Annotated in this window: 17 protein-coding genes and 2 tRNA genes; 11 read left to right on the top strand and 8 right to left on the bottom strand. The window is 62.2% G+C overall.

Translation table 11 applies throughout. The annotated features are described in order from the left end of the window. Positions 1-899: ferrochelatase (hemH, locus tag I2G20_RS15250; protein ID WP_196260595.1), on the top strand; the 899-nt coding region annotated here is incomplete at its 5' end. On the opposite strand, the gene chrA is transcribed toward hemH, so the two are convergent. Next, positions 896-2,263 carry a chromate efflux transporter gene (chrA, locus tag I2G20_RS15245; protein WP_196260594.1) on the bottom strand — a complete coding sequence of 456 codons (1,368 nt, stop codon included), beginning with the start codon at positions 2,261-2,263 and terminating at the stop codon, positions 896-898. The genes hemH and chrA overlap by 4 nt on opposite strands. After that, positions 2,263-3,084, bottom strand: a complete 822-nt coding sequence (locus I2G20_RS15240; RefSeq protein WP_196260593.1) for a chromate resistance protein ChrB domain-containing protein — start codon at positions 3,082-3,084, stop codon at positions 2,263-2,265. Before I2G20_RS15240 ends, chrA begins: the two co-directional genes overlap by 1 nt. Positions 3,085-3,305: 221 nt before the next feature. Here I2G20_RS15240 and I2G20_RS15235 point away from each other — a divergent pair, with 221 nt between their 5' ends. The 3 genes from I2G20_RS15235 (at position 3,306) to I2G20_RS15225 (ending at position 6,263) form a co-directional block, all read left to right on the top strand. Further along, positions 3,306-4,280, top strand: a complete 975-nt coding sequence (locus tag I2G20_RS15235) for an SPFH domain-containing protein (RefSeq protein ID WP_196260592.1) — start codon at positions 3,306-3,308, stop codon at positions 4,278-4,280. 9 nt (positions 4,281-4,289) lie between these two features. Next, positions 4,290-4,757, top strand: coding sequence for an NfeD family protein (locus I2G20_RS15230; RefSeq protein WP_196260591.1), 468 nt, complete (start codon positions 4,290-4,292; stop codon positions 4,755-4,757). Positions 4,758-4,850: 93 nt separating this feature from the next. Next, positions 4,851-6,263 (top strand): outer membrane beta-barrel protein, encoded by a 1,413-nt coding sequence (locus I2G20_RS15225; protein ID WP_196260590.1) that lies wholly within the window; start codon positions 4,851-4,853, stop codon positions 6,261-6,263. Here the strand turns inward: I2G20_RS15225 and galU are convergent. Continuing rightward, the gene (galU, locus tag I2G20_RS15220; protein WP_196260589.1) at positions 6,247-7,143 is read right to left on the bottom strand and encodes a UTP--glucose-1-phosphate uridylyltransferase GalU; all 897 of its coding nucleotides are present in this window, start codon (positions 7,141-7,143) and stop codon (positions 6,247-6,249) included. The two genes, I2G20_RS15225 and galU, sit on opposite strands and share 17 nt — an antisense overlap. Positions 7,144-7,291: 148 nt before the next feature. Here galU and galE point away from each other — a divergent pair, with 148 nt between their 5' ends. Together galE and I2G20_RS15210 are read left to right on the top strand one after the other, a co-directional pair. Then, positions 7,292-8,290 (top strand): UDP-glucose 4-epimerase GalE, encoded by a 999-nt coding sequence (gene galE / locus I2G20_RS15215; protein WP_196260588.1) that lies wholly within the window; start codon positions 7,292-7,294, stop codon positions 8,288-8,290. 46 nt (positions 8,291-8,336) lie between these two features. Then, on the top strand, positions 8,337-9,476 hold the full coding sequence (locus tag I2G20_RS15210) for an SGNH/GDSL hydrolase family protein (protein ID WP_196260587.1): 1,140 nt from the start codon (positions 8,337-8,339) through the stop codon (positions 9,474-9,476). Positions 9,477-9,613: 137 nt separating this feature from the next. Here the strand turns inward: I2G20_RS15210 and I2G20_RS15205 are convergent, their stop codons facing one another. The 3 genes from I2G20_RS15205 to I2G20_RS15195 form a co-directional block, all read right to left on the bottom strand. Then, the gene (locus I2G20_RS15205) at positions 9,614-11,041 is read right to left on the bottom strand and encodes a glutamate synthase subunit beta (protein ID WP_196260586.1); all 1,428 of its coding nucleotides are present in this window, start codon (positions 11,039-11,041) and stop codon (positions 9,614-9,616) included. A gap of 11 nt (positions 11,042-11,052) precedes the next feature. Further along, positions 11,053-15,768 carry a glutamate synthase large subunit gene (gene gltB / locus I2G20_RS15200; RefSeq protein ID WP_425502650.1) on the bottom strand — a complete coding sequence of 1,572 codons (4,716 nt, stop codon included), beginning with the start codon at positions 15,766-15,768 and terminating at the stop codon, positions 11,053-11,055. A 448-nt stretch (positions 15,769-16,216) separates the two neighbouring features. After that, the gene (locus tag I2G20_RS15195) at positions 16,217-16,675 is read right to left on the bottom strand and encodes an Hsp20 family protein (protein WP_196260585.1); all 459 of its coding nucleotides are present in this window, start codon (positions 16,673-16,675) and stop codon (positions 16,217-16,219) included. Positions 16,676-17,092: 417 nt separating this feature from the next. On the opposite strand from I2G20_RS15195, the gene I2G20_RS15190 reads away from it, so the two are divergent. Then, a complete protein-coding gene (locus tag I2G20_RS15190) occupies positions 17,093-18,067 on the top strand; it encodes an alpha/beta fold hydrolase (protein ID WP_196260584.1) in 975 nt (324 codons plus the stop codon). Positions 18,068-18,076: 9 nt separating this feature from the next. On the opposite strand, the gene hisN is transcribed toward I2G20_RS15190, so the two are convergent. Both hisN and I2G20_RS15180 read right to left on the bottom strand, forming a co-directional pair. Continuing rightward, positions 18,077-18,898, bottom strand: coding sequence for a histidinol-phosphatase (hisN, locus tag I2G20_RS15185; RefSeq protein ID WP_196260583.1), 822 nt, complete (start codon positions 18,896-18,898; stop codon positions 18,077-18,079). 307 nt (positions 18,899-19,205) lie between these two features. Further along, positions 19,206-20,087 (bottom strand): N-formylglutamate amidohydrolase, encoded by an 882-nt coding sequence (locus I2G20_RS15180; protein WP_196260582.1) that lies wholly within the window; start codon positions 20,085-20,087, stop codon positions 19,206-19,208. Positions 20,088-20,250: 163 nt separating this feature from the next. Here I2G20_RS15180 and cpdR point away from each other — a divergent pair, with 163 nt between their 5' ends. From cpdR to I2G20_RS15160, 4 genes are all read left to right on the top strand, one after another. Further along, on the top strand, positions 20,251-20,610 hold the full coding sequence (cpdR, locus tag I2G20_RS15175; RefSeq protein WP_196260603.1) for a cell cycle two-component system response regulator CpdR: 360 nt from the start codon (positions 20,251-20,253) through the stop codon (positions 20,608-20,610). A gap of 128 nt (positions 20,611-20,738) precedes the next feature. Continuing rightward, positions 20,739-20,813 (top strand) — tRNA-Val (locus tag I2G20_RS15170). Positions 20,814-20,868: 55 nt separating this feature from the next. Further along, positions 20,869-20,943: transfer RNA gene (locus tag I2G20_RS15165), tRNA-Val, on the top strand. A gap of 101 nt (positions 20,944-21,044) precedes the next feature. Further along, the gene (locus I2G20_RS15160; RefSeq protein ID WP_196260602.1) at positions 21,045-21,482 is read left to right on the top strand and encodes an RrF2 family transcriptional regulator; all 438 of its coding nucleotides are present in this window, start codon (positions 21,045-21,047) and stop codon (positions 21,480-21,482) included. Positions 21,483-21,577: the final 95 nt, after the last annotated feature.

The following is a 21,577-nucleotide window of genomic DNA, read 5'->3' as shown; positions in this document are numbered from 1 at the left end:
TGTCTGACCCGCGGGTCATCGAGACGCCGAAGCTCATCTGGTGGCCGCTGCTCAATGGTGTGATCCTTTCCTTCCGGCCGCAAAAGGCCGGTGCGAACTATGCCAAGATCTGGGATCGCGAGGAAAACGACAGCCCGTTGCGGGTGATCACCCGCAAGCAGACGGAGAAGCTTGCGGCAGCGTTTGCGGATCGCGACGACGTCATGGTCGAGTACGCGATGCGCTACGGCAACCCGTCCACGCAAAGCGTGATTGAAAAAATGCACCAGGCCGGGTGCGACCGCATCCTTTTGTTCCCCCTCTATCCGCAATATTCTGCGACCACCACGGCGACCGCGAACGATCAGGCGTTCCGAGCGCTGGCCGCTATCCGCTGGCAGCCCGCGGTGCGCACGGTGCCGGCCTATTTCGACGATCCGCTCTATATCGAGGTGCTGGCCAAATCGATTACCGATGGGCTTGCGGGGCTCGATTTCGTGCCTGATCGCGTCATCACGTCCTATCATGGCATGCCCAAGACCTATCTCGAAAAGGGCGATCCCTATTACTGCCAGTGCGTCAAGACCACCCGGCTTTTGCGCGAGCACCTGGGGTGGCCCGAAGACAAGCTGATGGTCACCTTCCAAAGCCGGTTCGGGCCGACTGAATGGCTCCAGCCCTATACGGACGAGACGCTTGAAGGCCTGCCGGCCAAGGGCATCAAGAAAGTGGCGATTCTGGCGCCCGCCTTTTCGGCTGATTGCATCGAGACGCTCGAGGAAATCCAGATGGAAGGCCGTTACGCCTTCATGGAGGCGGGTGGCGAAAAATATGCCTATATCCCTTGCCTCAATGATGCGCCAGACGGGATGCGAATGATCGAATCCATCGCCCGCCGCGAGCTTTCGGGCTGGCTCTAGACCAGCCCCGTCAGCCCCAGCGCCACGCCGACCGCCGAGGTGCCGAGGATGAGGGGCAGCACGCCGATCTTGAACCGGAACAAGGCTATGCCGGCCGTCAGCGCCAGTGCCAGTGCGAGCAGGTTGAGGCTTTGCGGCACCGGTAGGTCCAACTCCCCCCAAGGCAGACGAAGGGCGAGTTGTTGGGCGAAAAGCGTATGAAAGCCGAACCAGAGTGCGAGGTTGGCGATGACACCCACCACTGCGGCGGTAATTGCGGACAGTGCGCCAGATAGCGCAGCATTTTCGCGCAGCCTTTCGATGAAGGGCGCGCCGAGGAAAATCCACAAAAAGCACGGGGTGAATGTCACCCAGGTTGCCAGCAGCGCAGCGAGCGTGGCGGCTAGGTAGGGATCGAGCGGCCCTGGATCGCGCCAGGCGCCGATAAAAGCCACGAACTGGAGCACCTGGATGAGCGGGCCGGGCGTGGTCTCGGCCATCCCCAGACCATCGAGCATTTCCCCAGGGGCGAGCCATCCGTAGTTCTGCACGGCCTCCTGCGCGACATAGGCAAGCACTGCATAGGCGCCACCGAAGGTGACGACCGCCATCTGTGAGAAAAAGAGCGCTATCTGCGTGAAGACGTTCTCGGGCCCCGGCACTAGAACGAGCAGAGCAACCGGGCCGAGCCAGAGCGCGGCCAAGACCGCGGAAATCTTGAACGCCCATCCCGGATTGGGCCGGGCGTGGGCGGGCAGGTTAGCGCCAAGTGCCGAATCGGCGTCGGCCAGGGCCTCGCCCTTGGCCCCGCCGTGGCCACCGCCTCCCGAGAACTGGGTCATGCCCATTCGCGTCCCGGCATAGCCGATAAGCCCGGCGCCCAGCACCACTATGGGGAAAGGGATATTGAAGACAGCCAGCGCAACGAAGGCCATTGCGGCGATGCCGATCATCACGCGATTGCGCACGGCGCGGCTGGCGATGCGGATCAGCGCCTGGACGACGATGGCGAGCACGGCGGCCTTGAGCCCGAAGAAAAGCCCCTCAACGACCGGTACGGACCCCAGAACCACATAGAGATAGCTCAACGCCAGGATGGCAAAAAAGCCCGGCGTGATGAACAGTACGCCCGCGATGATCCCGCCCAGGGTTCGGTGCATCAGCCAACCAAGATAAATCGCCAGTTGCTGGGCTTCCGGGCCGGGAAGCAGCATGCAGAAATTGAGCGCGTTGAGGAAGCGCTGCTCGCCAATCCAGCGTTTCTCCTCGACGATAATGCGATGCATCAGCGCAATCTGGCCCGCCGGACCGCCAAAACTCAAGAAGCCGATGCGGGCCCAGATCCGGGTGGCTTGGGCGAGCGTGGGAAAACCGTTTTCGCTCATTATTGGGCCTTAGGCTTGTTGGTGGGCCAGTTGTGGGTTTCGTCGCCGGCGTCCCGCGCCCAGCGGAAGAGGGCGTCATATACTATCATCCCAGCGTCGAGCTGTTCCAGGTCGTCGCTATACATCCGCGATAATCCCAAGGATACCGCGAGCAGCCCGGCGGCTTCGGGCGCAAGGTCAGGTCGCGCGGTATCGGCGCCGCGCACGATAGCGGCCAGTCGATAGAGCGCCGGGATCGACAGCCCGAACTCTGCCAGCATGACGTCGAAGGTGCAAAGCTCGTCCCGATGGCTCCAGAATACGCCTTCGACGTCGAAGGGGGCGGCGTCGTGGCGCTCGGCGACGCCAATCACCTCGGCAGGGGCGACAAAGAGAATGACGGCACGCGGGTCGAGGTAACGGCGGATGAGCCAGGGGCAGGCGATGCGGTCGATCTTGGGCCGCGAACGCGTAACCCAGACCGTGCGGCCCTGCGCGTCGCGTGCCGGCAATTTGGCCGGATCGATCAGCGGCAGATGAGCGGTGCGCCAGCCCTCGAAACCATCTTCGAGATATTCGGCCGGGCACCCTTCGGCTCGCAGCCAGGCTGCGGCACCTTGGGCGCGACGGTGCCCGGCCTGGCAGTATGCTATGGCGGGCTGACCGGCGAGTCTTGCGGCGATGTGGCCCAGCGATCGATCGTCGGCACGAACGCTGCCGGGCAGGATGCGTGGGTCTGTCGCGTAATCCTCGTCGGATCTTACGTCGAGAAGGAGGGGCGCTTTGGGCGTGCCAATGATGCGGGCGAGCTTTTCGGGCGATATGGAATTAGGCGCAGGCATGTGCGTTCCTTTGTTCGGGCTTTGAATGGAACGCGAACTTTGGCTGGCGCCTCGTGGGGAGGTCGCGGATCCCCATCGCTTCAATTACGGTCGTCTTTGGTCTGATGTCAAGAATCGTGTGCATTCGGCCGGGGAAGCGTTGCCGATTGCCAGCGCCGCGCATCACACCTATTTTGCGGAAACTTCATTCGGGGCGACTCACATAGTCGGAGGGTTGGGGCATGGACGGGATAAGCATCGTATTGATCACCATCGGCATTCTGGCCGTATTGGTGCTGCTGGCAGGGGTTAAGACGGTCCCGCAGGGCTATAATTATACCGTCGAGCGGTTCGGGCGCTACACGCGGACACTCAAACCTGGCCTCAACATCATCGTGCCGTTCATCGACGGGATCGGGCGCAAGCTCAACATGATGGAGCAGGTGCTCGATGTGCCCCATCAGGAGGTTATCACCCGCGACAACGCCTCGATCACCGCCAATGGCGTCACCTTCTATCAAATCCTCGACGCGCCGGCCGCCGCCTATGAGGTGGCCAATCTCGAACTTGCGGTGCTCAACCTCACCATGACCAATATCCGCTCGGTGATGGGGTCGATGGATCTCGACGAGCTTTTGAGCCATCGCGACGAAATCAATGCGCGCATTTTACGGGTGGTCGATGCGGCGGTCGCGCCATGGGGCGTCAAGATCACGCGCATCGAGATCAAGGATATCGATCCGCCCAAGGATCTCGTCGATGCCATGGGCCGGCAGATGAAGGCCGAGCGCGACCGCCGCGCCGTGATCCTCGAGGCGGAGGGCAAGCGACAGGCCCAGATCCTGAAAGCCGAGGGCGAAAAGCAGGCGCAGGTGCTTGAAGCCGAGGGTCGGCGCGAGGCAGCGTTCCGCGATGCGGAAGCGCGCGAGCGCTCGGCCGAGGCGGAAGCCAAGGCAACGACGATGGTTTCGGAAGCCATTGCCAAGGGCGATGTGCAGGCAATCAACTATTTCGTAGCAAACAACTACATCAAGGCGCTTGAGTCGGTGGCGTCGGCGCCCAACCAAAAGGTGCTGATGCTGCCCGTCGAAGCCGCCAACGTCATCGGCGCGCTCGGCGGCATTGCCGAGATCGCGCGCGAAACGTTCGGGGGCGATGCGCCCAAGCGGCAGGCGAGTTCGGGCAGCCGCCCGCCCTCGACGCGGTCGGAGAACTAGGAGCCGGAAATGGCCGTCATCGAATTCATCGCGCAGTACGGGGGATGGTCGTGGATCGTCTTTGGGCTGATCCTGCTTGCGCTCGAGCTTGCGGCGCCCGGCGTGTTTCTCGTCTGGTTGGGCGCAGCGGCAGTCATTACCGGGCTTGCGGCCATCGTTTCGGGTATCGGAGCGCCGCTGCAGTGGGGGCTGTTCGGCGTTCTTTCTCTCGTGCTGGTGGCCGGTTGGACGGGTTATCAACGGCGGCGCTTCGGCAAGGCGTTGCCCTCGGACAGCCCGATGCTCAATCGGCGGACCGCGCGCTATCTTGGGCGCGAGGTCGCTCTGGCCGAGGCCATAGAAGGCGGCGTGGGCCGTGTCAGAATCGAGGACACGGTTTGGCAGGTTACCGGCCCAGAGCTTCCGGCGGGGACCGTGGTGCGCATCGTCGGCGCCCAAAGCTCTGTACTCCACGTCGAGCCGGTCGGGTCGTCTTAAGAAATCGTTTCGTTCGACCCCGATCGTAAGGCTTTGTTAACCATAAGTTGAAAGCCTCGTTTCAGGGTGCTTCGGCACCCGTGGAGACGATCTGTGCCGTTTGCCAAGAGGACTTTGAGGACGCTGCTGCTCGCGGGCGCGTTTTGCGCAGCTTCCGCGACGCTTGTTCATGGCCAGGGCGACGGTTCGTTCACGAACAATCCTGATCTTTTGCGCGGGTCGTTCTCGCCCTTCTGCGAACCCGCAATGCTTTGCCATTATTCGAAGGACACGCCCTCTCCACCGGCGCCTCCGGTGCCGCCGCCGTCCGCCCCGCTCGTTCTCGCTGCGCCCCTATCCCAGACGCCGCCATCCGTGCAGCCGGCTGTCTCCACCGTGCCACTCCACGATCCGGGCCAGTACCCCGTTAGGCCCTCCACGGTCTGGCGCGCCACCTATGGCGTAGCGTTGCGGGGGTCTTTCGTTCACTCGGGCGGCACGAACCGTTACGAAGCGCACCTCGTCCCAAATGCCGGGCTCGTCTATCGCGGGCAGGGCACGAACGCCGCCGTGTCGGGAACGGCGACGATCGTGCAGCCGCTTGATGGCCAAGCGAGAGTGGGGGCCGCAAGCCTTGATGCGAACCTCGACCATGCGCTCGGCCCTTCAACCCGGCTCAGTCTCAACGGCGCCATCGAGGTCTCCCAGGATGATCCCGGAGGAATTGACGTCACGCCTTCGGGCGTGATGACAGCTCCGCTCCAATTCCGCGCTTCCGCGGACGCGGCCCTGTCTCGGCAGTTTGGCCATTTCGATCTCACGGGCTCGCTCGGTGTCGCCCGAAGTCAGACCGGAGAGACGGTATTGGCGGGGGGTGGGGTGATCGACAATTCCGGGTCGGACCACACCCGTTTCTCGGGTGGCATGCGGCTCGGCTATGCGCTGACGCCGATTTTCGGGGTCTTCGTCTCGGGGGATGTCGCGCGCGAAGAGTTCGACAGGGTTTCGGCCGATATCGGCGCGAGCCGTAGCGGATGGGATTATGCGACCCGTGCCGGCGTTACTGCCAATTGGCACGACATGACGAGTTTCGAAGCCTCCGTGGGATATGGCTGGCGCACGTTCGATGCGGCTGTTCTCCCCGGCACAGAGGCGCTGCTTTATGGGGTAGCGCTCGGTTTCAGCCCGGACCCAACTCTGCGCCTGCGCCTCGCATTCGACACGGCAATCGAGCCGGGCCGGAATGGCGTGGTCGCCAGCCTCGACCACACGCTCGCGTTCGAAGCCGCTTACAAGGTCAACCAGTGGCTGTCCCTGCGGGGCAGCGCCAGCGGTTCATGGGCCGAGGCGCAGGGTACGGGCACGCTCGTCCGGCGCTACGGCGCGGGCGTAGGGGCAGACGTCATTCTGGGTCCCCATTCTGTGTTCGCCCTCGATTATGGCTATGGCTGGCGCAGCGACCCTGGGGCGACGCCGCAGGACGCGAGCGAACATAGAATGAGCGCAGGGGTCACGCTTCAATACTGATGGGGAGGTCGCCGGTAAGCGTCTTGAGCTCGGCCATGAAACTGGAGGCGATATCGGGCCGGTCCAGCGCAAACACGACATTGGCTGTAAGGAAACCGATTTTCGAGCCGCAGTCGAAGGAGCGGCCCCTGTACTTGACGCCGGAAAAAGGTTGGCGATCCATCAGTTGGTGCATGGCATCCGTGATCTGGATTTCCCCGCCTGCGCCGGCCGTTGCCTCGGAAAGAAGCGAAAAGATCTCGGGCTGCAGGATATAGCGCCCCGAAATGATGAGGTTGGATGGCGCGTCCTCGCGCTTGGGTTTTTCGACCATGCCAGTGATCTTGAAGCTCGAATCGGGTCCGTCCCCCCGGGCAACGACGCCGTAGGATGAAATGTTCTCCATCGGCACTTCCTCGACCGCGATGACATTGCCGCCGGTTTCCTCGTAGGCATCCATCATCTGCTTGAGAACACCGGGGGAGGATTGAAAGATCATGTCGGGCAGGAGCAGCGCGAAGGGCTCGCGCCCCACGATATCGCGTGCACACCACACCGCGTGCCCCAGGCCCAGCGGTTCCTGCTGGCGTGTGAAGCTCGTCTGTCCGGGGCGGGGAAGATCGCGGCGCAATTCGGCGAGGGCTTTTTCCTTGCCGCGCGCCTCGAGGGTGGCCTCGAGCTCGAACTGGCGGTCGAAATGATCTTCGATAACGCCCTTGTTCCGGCCGGTGACAAACACGAAATGCTCGATTCCCGCCTCGCGCGCCTCATCCACCGCATATTGGATGATGGGTTTGTCCACCACCGTGAGCATTTCCTTGGGCATCGCCTTGGTCGCGGGCAGAAAGCGGGTGCCGAGACCGGCAACGGGGAATACGGCAGTGCGGACACGGTTTACCAAAACCAACTCTCCCTCAAATCAAATGGTTATCCCGGCTGGCGGGTAATGCATTTTCAAACTGTTTAATGCCATTTTTCGCCCGGTGGTTGCACCCCTATTTGCAGATCGGTATGCAATCCCAACCAATTGGCGAACCGGAAGATATCAGATGAGCATTCTCGTGACAGGTGGTGCGGGTTATATCGGCAGCCATATGGTGCTGGCGCTGGCCGATGCGGGCGAAGAGGTCGTGGTACTTGACAACCTCATCACCGGGTTCGGATGGCTGGTCGACAACCGGGTGACTTTCATCGAGGGAAGCGTTGCCGACCAGGCCTTGGTCGGTGAGCTTATCGCGCAGCACAATGTCGAGGCCGTGGTTCATTTCGCAGGTTCGATCGTCGTGCCGGAGTCGGTCGAAAACCCGCTCAAATACTACAAGAACAACACTGCCGCCTCGCGCGATCTTATCGAGGCATGCGTTGCGGGCGGGGTTAAGCACTTCATCTTTTCATCGACCGCTGCGGTCTACGGCATGGTGGGGCTCGAACCGGTCTCCGAGGATGCCGTTCTCAATCCGGTTTCGCCCTATGGGCGTTCCAAGCTGATGACCGAATGGATGCTGGCAGACGTTGCAGCGGCCCATCCCATGACGTACGGCGTCCTGCGCTATTTCAACGTCGCGGGCGCCGATCCCCAATTGCGGTCGGGCCAGTCAGCGGCAGGGGCGACCCATCTCATAAAGGTCGCGGTTCAGACCGCGCTGGGACTGCGCGAAAAGATGAGCGTTTTTGGCGACGATTACCCCACCCCCGATGGCACCTGCGTCCGGGACTATATCCATGTCAGCGATCTCGTTTCCGCTCACGCTGTTTTGCTCGATCATTTGCGTAGGGGCGGGGAGAGCAAAACGATGAATTGCGGTTATGGCCGGGGGTTCTCGGTCGATGAGGTCATCGATACCGTCAAGTCGGTGACTGGCGTCGATTTTCCAGTGGAGCGCGGTCCTCGGCGGGCAGGCGATCCGGCGTCAATCGTGGCGAGCGCCGACCGCATCAAGGCGTTGGGCTGGACGCCGAGGCATGACGACCTGCGCGAGATTGTCGATATGGCCCATCGCTGGGAGCAGTATCTCAATACCCGCAATGACAGGCCGTCGATCTATTGACGGGTCCGCTTTGAGCCGACGCCCGAATGGGGTATCACTTGCTTCCATGAGCCGGTACCCACTCATTCCTCTCGCCGTCGCGATGCTGCTGTTTGCGGCAGGGCCGGCGTTCGGGCAGGAACAGCGGCCGCGCAATCTTTTCGAGCTTCTGTTCGGTCCGCCCCAACAGCAGCAACAGGTTCAGCCTGCGCCGGCGCCAGCGCCCAGCCGAGCGGCTCCGCCGCGCGCGCCGGCACAAGCCGCAGCGCCTCCGCCGCCCCGTCCGGAGGTCCAGAAGGCCGCGGATGCCAAGCGGGTGATGGTCTTCGGGGATTCGATGGCGGTCGACTTGGCACGAGGCCTCGAGCGGTTCTACGCCGAGGACGACAATGTGCGCATCATCGAGCGCGGAGTCGGCTCCTCTGGCTTTGTACGCGAAGACTACTTCAATTGGCAGACGGCGCTCGAAGAGGCCATCGCCGCGAATGGGTTCGATATTGCCGTCGTGATCATCGGCGTCAACGACCGGCAGGCCATCGGTTCATCTGCGCCCTTGAGCGAGGCCTGGCGTGCAGCCTATTCGGAGCGGGTCGCCCGGTTTCTTTCTGCCCTCAATGGGGCCGGCAAGCCGGTGGTATGGATCGAACTGCCGCCTATGGAGCGCGCCCAGTACGGTGCGGATATGGCCCAGATATCGGCGTTGCATCGGGCTGCGGTTCAGGCGGCGGGTGGCGAGTGGGTCGAGACCTTCGAGCGCTACATGAGCGAGACGGGCGGCTATACGCCGACCGGGCCGGACCTCAACGGAAACATCACCACCATGCGTAAGGCGGACGGCATCCATTTTTCCGCCGCCGGCTCGGACAAGCTCGCCTTCTATGTCGACCGGGCAATCAGCCAATATCACGGCGGGGGCGGCTCGAGGCTTGAGGTGGCCGATCCTCTGGCTGGAACCGATGCCGCCAACATGCTGCGCCCGCCCTTTCAGGGGCTGGGACAAAGCCGGCTCATCGACATGGCCAGCCCCGTGCAGCAGATCGGCACCCAGACCCATCGCGCCAATGATCTGATCGTGGCCGGCACGCCGATCGCGGCCAGCCAAGGCTTCGACATCGAAGACATGCTGAGCGCACCTGCCGGCCGCATTGATGCCTTCGGCGTACCCCGCCGTGATCCGGTGGCGGTGGACAATCCCTCCGGGCGTTGACCTCTCGATCCCCGCCCGGAGCGCGCGGGAATATACTGTCGATGCGCCGCAGGACGGTGATGAAGTAACGGGGCAAAATTTTTAATTGAACGAATTGAACGTTATTTGTCCAATTCGTTCAATTTATCACTCGGGCCTCAGCGCGGCAGCGCGGTTTTCCCCATCAAGTCGAGGTCGATGGCACGGGCGGCCTGACGACCTTCGCGGATCGCCCAGACGACGAGAGACTGGCCGCGCCGCATATCGCCGGCGGCGTAGACGCCCTCGACCGAGGTCTTGTAACTGAAGGTGTCGGCATAAAGGTTGCCGCGCTTGTCCAGCCTGGCGCCCAGTTGTTCGAGCATGCCTTCATGGACCGGATGGGCAAAGCCGATGGCCATCAGGACGAGATCGGCCTTGAGGATGAAATCGGTGCCTTCGATGGGCTGGCGGGAAATCCCGACGCGTGCACATTTGACGCCTGCAACGTGACCGGCCTCGTCGGCAACGATCTCAAGCGTTCCGGCGGAGAACTCGCGCACGGCACCCTCGGCTTGCGAGGAGGAGGTGCGCATCTTGACGGCCCAATTTGGCCAGTTGGTGAGCTTGTCTTCTTTTTGCGGAGGTTGCGGTCTGATGTCGAGCTGGGTGACCGAAACCGCACCCTGGCGGAAGGCGGTACCGATACAGTCTGACGCGGTATCGCCGCCTCCGATCACCACGACGTATTTACCCGCGGCAAGGATGGGCTCGTCGGTCACCTGTTCCCCGCCATTGCGGCGGTTCTGCTGGACCAGATAGGGCATGGCATAGTGCACGCCTTCATATTCGGTACCCTCGCAGCCCGGATGGCGCGGGTGCTCAGCGCCGCCACAGAGCAGCACGGCGTCATGGCCGGACTGCAGGTCCGAGAGCGGGCGGGTCACCCCGATATTCTCCCCGAAATGGAAGATCACGCCTTCGGCTTCCAACTGGTGCTGACGGAAATCGATGTGGTGCTTTTCCATCTTGAAGTCGGGAATGCCATAGCGCAAAAGCCCGCCGGGCTTTGGCTCGCGCTCGTAGACGTGCACCTCGTGCCCGACCCGCGCAAGCTGTTGGGCGGCGGCAAGTCCGGCCGGGCCGGACCCGACGACAGCGATGTTCTTCCCGGTGCTCGACTTTGGCGGTTGGGGCTTGATCCAGCCGCTTCCAATCGCCTTATCGGCGATGGATTGCTCGACGGTCTTGATCGCAACAGGAATGTCCTCGAGATTCAGCGTGCAGCCTTCCTCGCAGGGGGCGGGGCAGATGCGGCCGGTGAACTCGGGGAAGTTGTTGGTCGAATGCAGGTTCCGCGCCGCATCCTCCCATTTGCCGTTGTAAACGAGGTCGTTCCAATCGGGGATCTGGTTGTTGACCGGACAGCCCGTCGTTTCGTCGTGGCAATAGGGGACGCCGCAATCCATGCAACGCGCCGCCTGGTTGCGCACCTCGGGCTCGGTGAGCGGGATCGTGAACTCGCGATGATGCCGCACGCGGTCCGAGGCGGGCTCGTAGCGCTGTTCCTGCCGGTCGATTTCCAGAAAGCCTGTGACCTTACCCATAGCTTTCCCTCCTATTCGGCGGCCGGCCGGGCGATCTTGCCGGCGCGCCGCGCTTCCATTTCCTGCATGGCCCGGCGGTATTCGACGGGCATCACCTTCACGAATTTGGGCCGGTACTGCTCCCAATTGTCGAGGATATGTTTGGCCCGGCCCGAACCGGTGTAGTGCAGATGGTTGGAGATGAGCTGGTAAAGGCGCTCGTCGTCGTGTCCGGTCATGTCGCCCGAAATATCGACGCGGCCATGCCATTCGAGGTCGCCCCCGTGATGGTGGAGCTTTTGCATGAGCTCTTCTTCCTCGGCGACGGGTTCGAGATCGACCATCGCAAGGTTGCAGCGCGAGCGGAAGGTGTCGTCCTCGTCCAGCACATAAGCGATGCCACCCGACATGCCGGCAGCAAAGTTGCGGCCGGTCTTGCCGATGACAACGACGAGGCCGCCGGTCATATATTCGCAGCCGTGATCCCCTGTACCCTCGACGACCGCGATGGCGCCCGAGTTACGTACGGCGAAACGCTCTCCTGCGACGCCGCGGAAATAACACTCCCCGGCGATCGCACCGTAAAGCACGGTGTTGCCGACGATGATCGACTCCTCAGGGACGATCTGTGCCTTTTCCGAAGGCCGGATGACGAGACGGCCGCCCGAGAGACCCTTGCCGACATAGTCGTTGGCGTCGCCAATGAGATCGAAGCTCACACCCTTGGCGAGGAATGCGCCGAAGCTCTGGCCTGCCGTGCCGCGGAAGGTGACCGATATCGTATCGTCGGCCAGGCCCGCATGGCCGTGCTTCTTGGCAACTTCGCCCGAAAGCATCGCGCCCACCGAGCGGTTGAGCGACCGGATCGGCATTTCGAACTGAACTGGGACCTTGGTGTCGATGGCGTCGCGCGCCTTGGCGACCAGTTCGCGGTCGAGCACCGCCTCGAGATGGTGGTTCTGGCGCTCGGAATGATGGAGCGTATCGCCGCCGATGGGCGCGGGCTTGTAGAACAGCCGCGAGAAATCGAGCCCGTGCGCCTTCCAGTGATCGGCGAGCCGGGTTTGGTCGAGCAGGTCAGAACGACCGATCAATTCATTGAGCGTCCGAGCGCCCATCCTGGCCATCAGCCCCCGCAACTCTTCAGCGACATAGAAGAAGTAGTTGATGACGTGTTCAGGCGTGCCCTTGAAGCGCTTGCGCAGCACAGGGTCCTGGGTGGCGACGCCGACTGGGCAGGTGTTGAGATGGCACTTGCGCATCATGATACAGCCGGCCGCGATAAGCGGCGCGGTGGCAAAGCCGAATTCGTCCGCCCCGAGCAGGGCACCGATCAACACGTCGCGGCCGGTCTTGAACCCGCCGTCAACCTGCAGGGCAACGCGCGAGCGCAGCCGGTTGAGCACGAGCGTCTGGTGGGTTTCGGCAAGCCCGATTTCCCAGGGCCCTCCCGCGTGCTTTAGCGACGTCAGGGGCGAGGCCCCCGTGCCGCCGTCAAATCCCGAGATCGTGATGTGGTCGGCACGTGCCTTGGCGACGCCGGCCGCAACCGTGCCAACGCCGACCTCGGAGACGAGCTTGACCGAAACGTCTGCCGCGGGGTTGACGTTCTTGAGATCGTAGATGAGCTGTGCCAGGTCTTCGATCGAATAGATATCGTGGTGGGGCGGAGGCGAAATCAGGCCCACGCCAGGCGTCGAGTGACGCGTCTTGGCGATCACCCAATCGACCTTGTGCCCGGGCAACTGGCCGCCCTCGCCAGGCTTGGCGCCCTGCGCAACCTTGATCTGGAGCATGTCGGCGTTGACGAGATATTCGGTCGTGACACCGAACCGGCCCGAGGCAACCTGCTTGATGGCCGAGCGCTGCGGGTTCATCGTCCCATCGGGCAGGGGCTTGAAACGGTCGGGCTCCTCGCCGCCCTCGCCGGTGTTGGACTTGCCACCGATCCGGTTCATGGCGATGGCAAGAGTCGTGTGTGCTTCGCGCGAAATCGAGCCGAAGCTCATGGCACCGGTCGAAAAACGCCGGACGATGGCTTCGGCGGGCTCGACTTCTGAGATGTCGATTTCGGTGTCGAGCGGCTTGACCTCGAACAGCGAGCGGATGGCGATCCGGCTGGCGCTGTCGCCGTTTGCGGCCTGCGCAAAAGCGTCGTAGCGCGCCTGCGCCTCTTCCGGGCTGATGTCCTTTGTGCGGACGGCGTGCTGGAGGTTTGCGACAATGCCGGGGTCCCAGGCATGGGCTTCGCCGCGGATGCGGTAGGCGTATTCGCCGCCGACATCGAGCGCCTTGCGCAGGACGACATCTTCTCCGAAGGCCAGTTCGTGCCGGCGGCGGGTCTCTTCTGCAACTTCGAATAGTCCGACACCTTCGATGGAGGTCGCGGTCCCGAAGAAGAAGCGCTCGACGAATTCCGACGACAGGCCTATGGCGTCGAAAATCTGCGCGCCGCAATAGGACTGATAGGTCGAAATGCCCATCTTGGACATGATCTTGAGAAGCCCCTTGCCCACCGACTTGATGTAGCGGTGGATCACCTCATGGGCGTCGACCTCGGGCGGAAATTCGCTTTCGGCATGGAAGGCGGCCAGTGCCTCAAAGGCTAGATAGGGATTGATCGCTTCAGCGCCATACCCCGCGAGCACTGCGAAGTGATGCACCTCGCGCGCTTCGCCCGTCTCGACAACAAGCCCCGAGGACGTCCGGAGTCCCTTGCGGATCAGGTGGTTATGAACCGCTGCAGTGGCGAGGAGCGCGGGGATCGCCATGCGGTTGGCGGCAACAAGCCGGTCGGAGAGTACGATGATGTTGTAGCCGTTGAGCACCGAGCTTTCGGCGCGCTGGCACAGCGCATCGAGCGCCGCTTCCATGCCCTCGGCACCCTTTTCCGCATCGTAGGTGATGTCGAGGGTGACGGTCTGGAACTGGTTGTCGGCCATGTCCCCCAGCGCCCGGATCTTTTCGAGATCCTCGTTGGTGAGGATGGGCTGGCGCACTTCAAGGCGCTTGACGGTCGAAAGCCCCTCGAGGTCGAAGAGGTTCGGGCGCGGGCCGATAAAGGACACAAGGCTCATCACCGATTCCTCGCGAATCGGATCGATGGGCGGGTTGGTGACCTGCGCGAAGTTCTGCTTGAAATAGGTGTAGAGCAGCTTGGGCTTGTCCGAGAGCGCCGAGAGCGGGGTATCGGTGCCCATTGAGCCGACCGCTTCCTGTCCGGTCGTCGCCATCGGCGCCATCAGGAGCTTGATGTCTTCCTGGGTGTAGCCGAAAGCCTGCATGCGGTCGAGCAGGCTCTCGGTCGTTGCCGGGGCCTTGGGTTCGGTCTCGGGCAGGTCCTCGAGGACGATCTGGGTCTTGCCCAGCCACTTGGCATAAGGGTTCTTGCCCGCCAGCGTCTTCTTGATCTCGTCGTCCGAGACGATGCGGCCTTCTTCGAGGTCGATGAACAGCATCCGACCCGGCTGGAGCCTCCAGCGCTCGAGGACGTCTTCTTCGGGGATGTCGAGCACGCCGGATTCGGACGCCAGCACCACATGGCCCTCACGGGTCACGAGATAGCGCGCGGGCCGCAGCCCGTTGCGGTCGAGTGTCGCGACCACATAGCGTCCGTCGGACATGGACATGGCGGCAGGGCCGTCCCACGGTTCCATCAGCGCTGCGTGGTATTCGTAGAAGGCGCGGCGCTCCTCGTCCATCAGGGGATTGCCGGCCCAGGCTTCCGGGATCAGCATCATTGCCGCGTGGGGCAGCGTATAGCCGCCACGCACGAGGAATTCGAGCGCGTTGTCAAAGCAGGCCGTGTCGGACTGGCCCTCATAGGAGATCGGCCAGAGCTTGGAAATCTCGTCGCCGAACAGATCCGAAGCGACGGAAGCCTGCCGCGCCGCCATCCAGTTGACGTTGCCGCGGATGGTGTTGATCTCCCCGTTGTGGATGGTCATCCGGTAAGGGTGGGCCAGCTTCCAGGATGGGAAAGTATTGGTCGAGAACCGCTGGTGAACGAGGGCAATCGCGCTCTCGAAATCCTCGTCGTGGAGGTCAGGATAGAACCGGCCGAGCTGGTCGGCAAGGAACATGCCCTTGTAGACGATGGTGCGGGCCGACATCGAGACGATGTAGAAGCCGTTGTCGTCCTGGACTTCGGGGATCTCGCCGTAAACGGTGTTCGAGATGACCTTGCGTGTAATGAGCAGCCGGCGCTCGTATGCGTCGAGATCGGCCAGGCCTTCGGGCCGCGAAACGAACATCTGCTCGATGATCGGCTGCGTCGCGATAACGCCGTCGGAAAGGCATGAATTGTCGAATGGCACGACGCGCTCGCCGAGAACGGAAAGACCCTCGGCCTCGATCGTCTTGCGCACGAGTGCGGCGCAGCGGTCCCGCAACGCCGGATCGTTGGGATAAAAAATCATCAAGGGCGCGTAATGGCCCATATCGGGCAGGTCGAAACCCACCGTCTTCTTGAAGAAGGCGTGCGGTATCTGCACGAGGATACCCGCGCCATCGCCCATGAGGGGATCGGCGCCAACCGCGCCACGATGCTCGAGGTTCTCGAGGATTTCGAGCCCCTTCTGCACCACTTCGTGGCTTTTCTTGTTCTTGATATTGGCGATCATGCCGATGCCGCAGGCATCGTGCTCGTTGCGCGGATCATAGAGGCCCAGCGCAGACGCGCGTTTGGTTGCAGCGGCGCCGGAAACCTGCGTTGCTCTGCCCGTCAAACTCTTGTCCATTTCGCCCATATCAAGTCCTCGCCAAAAAATCCGAACTCTCGGGTACGCCCTTGGTCCGTGCAGGTCCGTCGCTCGGGTCGTACAGGGTCGCATGTACGGCTCGGGTGAGCAGACCGGTTTCTTTACTATGGAGCGGCGCTGCATCCAAATGGCCACTCAAAAGGACCTTGAAGGTCCCGCAAAAGCTCTACCGCCTCCTCCGTCCATCAGCCGGGCGGCCCTGAGCCTTTGACGTCCGTTCATGCCGGGAGACGGCAGAAGCGGGCGATTAATAGGGGGTTATCCCCTAATGGACAATAGTGCTGTCCTATTTTAGGGCCGACATTGGCAGATTTTTAGGGCGGCGGCAAGTGTTGCCATCATTATTAGCCGCCGGAGGCGCTCAACACAAACAGGGCGCATAGCCTGTTCGGCTATGCGCCCTTTCATCCACGGAGGCGGATGAGGAGATCGAAGGTTAGTTGACGGTCTTGTTCTCGATCGTGGGCGGGGTGCCGCCTTTGATCTCGATCTGGCGCGGACGCTTGGATTCGGGCAGTTCGCGCTTGAGTTCGATGTGGAGCAGACCGTTTTCGAGGCTGGCACCGGACACCTCTACATAATCGGCAAGCTGAAAGCGCAACTCGAAGGCGCGCTCGGCAATGCCGCGATGGAGGAATTCCCGGTTCTTGTCCTCGGTGCCGTTCCCGCGCGCACCCTTGACGAGCAGGCTGTTTTCCTTGGTCTCGATGGCGATGTCGCTCGGCGCAAAACCGGCAACGGCAATCGAGACGCGGTAGGCATCATCGCCGGTGCGCTCGATGTTATAGGGCGGATAGGTCTTGGCGTCTTCGCCGACAAGATTGTCGAGGCGCGAGAACAGCCGGTCAAATCCTACCGTCGAGCGGTAGAACGGGGTGAAATCAAGTCGTTGCATCTTGTGTTCTCCTGGTTCGTGAAAGCAAGAATCACATCTCTGCTGGCCGGAGTTGGCTCCCAAAAAGGCAAGGACTTTTCCGGTCGGCGTCCCCGGGTCATCCGGCGGACAACAAGGAGATAGGAACGGGAAATTTCAGGTTCAAGAGGGGGCGGCGCGGCGATGAATGCCATATGAACGGCCTGCTCGGAAGCGGTTCAGGGAGGGGGGCCTATAACGGGTTCAAGAACGCGGGGGGTTCCCGTGTTCGACAGCGGCGCCGTTCACCGCCCCCCGCAACGGTGCTAGCTGTAAAAAGAGGGCGCGTCTGTCCACCCGGCAGGCGCGCTCTCGCTTTTTTTGAGCCTTCCATGCAGGGTCCGGTAAGGGATTGGCTCTAGAGTGACTTGCGATTGCAAGTGAGACAAGCTCCGGACCATGACCGCAACTATCGATGCCGCCACCCCCCTGTTGTGCGAAGTGCCATCCAATCCCATGCCCGAGGGCGCGCAGGTCGGGGTTATCGAAACCCAGGACAAAGTCCGTATCCGCTACGCCACCTTTCCGCGCAAGGGGACGGTCAGCAAGGGCACGGTATGCCTCGTGCAGGGGCGGGCCGAGTTCATCGAAAAATACTTCGAAACGATTGCCGATTTCCAGAAACGCGGCTTTGCGGTCGCGACGTTCGATCTCAGGGGGCAGGGCGGGTCGGCGCGGCTGATTGCCGATGCCCGGCACGGTTTCGTCGAGCATTTCGACGATTACTGGACCGACCTTTCATCGTTTCACACCCAGATACTGCTGCCCGAATGCCCGCCGCCATTTTACCTTGTGGGGCACTCGACCGGCGGGCTGGTTGGGCTCTTGGCCGCAACGCGCGACCGGCTGATGTTCGATCGTGTGTTTCTGACATCTCCGCTGGTTTCCTTGCCCGGCCTGCCGTTCGGGCTCAAGGGCGCGGCGCGGATTGTCCGGGCACTGCGATTTGCCGGGCTCTCGCGTCTACCCCTCCGTCGTCCCCAGGATGAACCGCAAAGCGAGACGCGGTTTCCAGGCAATCCTCTCACCGGCGACAAGGCACGCTATATGCGCGCGGTGGATATTCTGGCGGCCCGGCCCGATCTTGAGGTGAGGTCCCCGACGCTGGGATGGATCGGTTCCTCGCTCGATGCCATGCGTCAGGTCAATGCCGACGACTTCTCGGCCCGTCTCAAGATACCGGTGTTTATCTGCGCGGCCGCACTCGATCGCGTGGTCGATACCGCCGCTACGGAAATGCTGGGCCTGCGCATGCGCAATGGCCATCACGTGGTGATCCCGGGAGGGCGGCACGAGTTGTTCATGGAAACCGATGCCATTCGCGAGCAGGTATTCGCCGCGTTCGACGCCTTCATCACCGAGCAGGCGCCCTAGACCGGGGTTCTAGGCGGTGCCCAGCATCGCTTCGCGCAGAATGCGCAGGGCATCGGTGTGCAGCTTCGGCGTGGCTGCCGCGACGCATGTGCCACCATGTTCGGCCCGCCCGCCATCCCATGTGGTGATGACGCCTCCGGCAGCCTCGATGATCGGGATGAGCGGAGCGATGTCCACGTCCTTGAGCCCGGCTTCCACCACGAGATCGATATGGCCGGAGGCCAGCAGGCTGTAAGCATAGCAATCGAGCCCGTAGCGCACGACGAGCGAGGCGTCGCGGATCGCCGACCAGGCGGCGGCGCTGGTGCCTTGGAACAGTTCGGGGGACGTGGTCGACAGCCGCGCGGACGAGAGCGCCTCGACGGTGCTGGTGTTCAACGGCTCGCTGCGGCCCCCGCGTGAATATGTGGCCTTGCCGCCCGCGGCCATCCATCGCTCTCCCGTAAAGGGCTGTTCCATCAGGCCGGCGATCGCCTTCCCTTCGCAAACAAGGCCAATCAGCGTTCCCCAGACGGGAACACCCGAAATAAAGGCCCGCGTGCCATCGATCGGGTCGATGATCCAGGCATAGGGACTGCCGGTGGTCTTCTTCTCCCACTCCTCGCCAATGATCTCGTGTTCGGGGAAGTGCGCGGAGATAACATCCCGGATCGCCGTCTCCGCTTCGCGGTCGGCGGCGGTCACGGGGTCGAAGCCACTGGCATGTTTGTTGTCCACAGCCAAATGGGTGCGGAAATTTTCCAGCGTCGGACGGCGTGCCGCCTCGGCCGCCGCGAGCAGGGTTCGGGTGATTGCCGCAGCGTCAGGCGGCTGGCCGGGGGAAATAGTCATGTCTTGCCAAAATCTTGATGAGAACGGGCGCGGGAGGGCGATTGTAAACCCTTTGGTCATGAACCTTAACGAAACGTTTCAAAAAGTGATTCCTTTTTGCAACAGGGGGTCCCGTTTGTAGGCAATCGCGCAAGCCAGTGACTTGCGCTCGCCCTTAAAAAGGTTCAAGCACAATATTGCATGATGGTTTGGTGGTTCTTTTCCACTTGTGGAAATCGAGAGAACTGCCAACGTTTCCTCCCTTGACTTGGGCCGCTTTGAGCGGCCCACTCTTTTCTTCCCGGCAGATTTGGAAATTCGGTCCGCCTTATTCGGCGGCCTCTTGCGTACGGGCCAGTGCCAGGGCGTCGAAATCGATGAGCGCGGCGACAAGCCTGTTGGCGAGCTGGCATAGCGCTGCAAAACCCTCATGCCGTTCGAGAGTCGATTCGTTCATATAGAGATGGCGGCTGATCTCGATCTGGATCGCATGGGCGCCGTAGCGCGGACGGCCATAGGTGCGGGTATTATGCCCGCCGGCATAGGGGCGGTTGCGCGCGACCTTCAACCCCGCTCCGGCGAAGACGTTTTCAACCAGATCGACAATCGCCGGCGCGCAGGCCGCACCGTAGCGGTCGCCCAAAACGACATCGGGAGCCGACCGGTCGTTGCCGCGCGAGAGGCGGGGCATGGAATGGCAGTCGATCAGGACGGCGACCCCGAAGCGCGCGAGTGTGTCCGACAACAGGCCCTGCAGGGCCAGGTGATACGGCTTGTAGATTCCCTCGATCCGCATGGCCGCGTCTTCGAGCGTCAGAAGCTCGCGATAGATGGGGCGATTTTCCGAAACGATGCGGGCGATTGTCCCGAGCCCGGCGGCAATCCGAGGGCTCGACGTATTGAAATGGTCGGGCAAGGGCTCGCGGAACATGCGCGGATCGAGCTCGTAGGGCTCGCGGTTGACGTCGAGATAGGCCCTGGGAAAGCGCGCGCGCAGGAGCGGTACGCCCAGATGCGGGGCGCGGGCGAAGATCTCGTCGACATAGGCATCTTCGGATTGACGGATCGCGAGGTTGTTGAGCCGCGACTGCCTCAGGAACCGCTCGGGATAGTCGGAGCCCGAATGGGGAGAATTGAAGACGATGGGCGCAAGCTGGCGGCGCGGACGGATCGTCTCGAATGCAGGCCGGTCCTTGAAGTCCGAATCCACGGCGCCTCCTCGACATGGGGCAAATCAATGCCCTGTTGGGAATGAGTGTGCATGGCCTTTGGGTACTTGTCCACCGGACAATGCAATCGCTGTTGCATGGCGCGAGGCTATTGTAAAACATGCGAATCACCTTCATGGGGCGTTCACGGGCACAGGGACGATGATGAACCGGATTCTTCTGGCTGAAGACGATGACGATATGCGCGGATTTCTCACGCGGGCGCTCAAGAACGCAGGATACGACGTCGTGGCATTCGACAACGGCCGGGCCGCCTATGAGCGGCTGCGCGAGGAACCGTTCACCCTCCTGCTTTCGGATATCGTGATGCCGGAAATGGACGGGATCGAGCTCGCGCGCCGCGCGACCGAACTCGATCCCGATCTCAAGGTCATGTTCATCACGGGATTTGCCGCCGTCGCGCTTAACCCCGACAGCCAGGCACCCAAGGGGGCGTCTGTATTGTCCAAGCCCTTCCATCTCAAGGATCTCGTGGGCGAGGTCGAGCGGCTTCTGGCGGCCTGACCGGTCCGGAAATACGCCTCGGGACTTGAACGCGCGAATTGGGGGACATACCCTATTGACCCGGGCGGGGGTTTTATGGTGTATCCGCGCCAGCAGGGCCGCTCCCGGTGGCCCGGCGAATGAGAGATGGGCGTATAGCTCAGCGGGAGAGCACTACGTTGACATCGTAGGGGTCACTGGTTCAATCCCAGTTACGCCCACCATTCTCTCTTCCGGCCGGCATTGACGGCAGGAAACCAGACGCACAGGCCGTCTGACGGGAGTATAGCTCAGCGGGAGAGCACTGCCTTCACACGGCAGGGGTCACTGGTTCAATCCCAGTTACTCCCACCATCCCCCAGATTGCAGACCTGCCGGATTTGCGGTATAGTTGACAAATCCTATCGGGTTGGCGGATTTTCCGCGCGTCCTATTGCCAAGGCATTGTCATGGCTATGATTTCACAGAAAGCAAAATACGCGTTGCGCGCTCTGATCGCCCTCGCGCGTGCGCCGCAAAGCGAGCCGTTGGTCATTTCCGACATCGCAAGGGTGCACAGAATTCCCAAGAAGTTCCTTGAACAGATCCTGCTCGACCTTAAGCGTCAGGGCCTGCTGACCAGCAAGCGGGGCAAGGGCGGTGGGTATGTGCTTTTACGTCCGGCCGATAAGATTACCTATGGCGAGGTTCTGCGCATCGTGGATGGACCGATCGCCCCGCTGCCGTGCCTTTCGATCACGGCGTACAGGAAATGCGCGGATTGCCTCGATGAGACCAACTGTGAAACGCGCCAGGTCTTTGCTCATGTGGCCGATGCCACGCGCAAGGTGCTCGACCAGACGACGATAGCAGACGCGGTGGCCATGCCCCGGCACGAGCTGCTCGCCTCCTGACAATAGGTTTGGGCGGTATTATCCGGCTTCGGGAAGCTGTTTGTTAACCCCAGAGTCAACCGTCTGGCGCGGGCGTGCCGCGGCGCGACAAATCG

The organism is Pelagibacterium limicola (assembly GCF_015694405.1).
Taxonomy (GTDB): domain Bacteria; phylum Pseudomonadota; class Alphaproteobacteria; order Rhizobiales; family Devosiaceae; genus Pelagibacterium; species Pelagibacterium limicola.
Note: the sequence above shows the minus strand (reverse complement) of the source record. Positions and strands in the feature narration are given on the sequence as shown.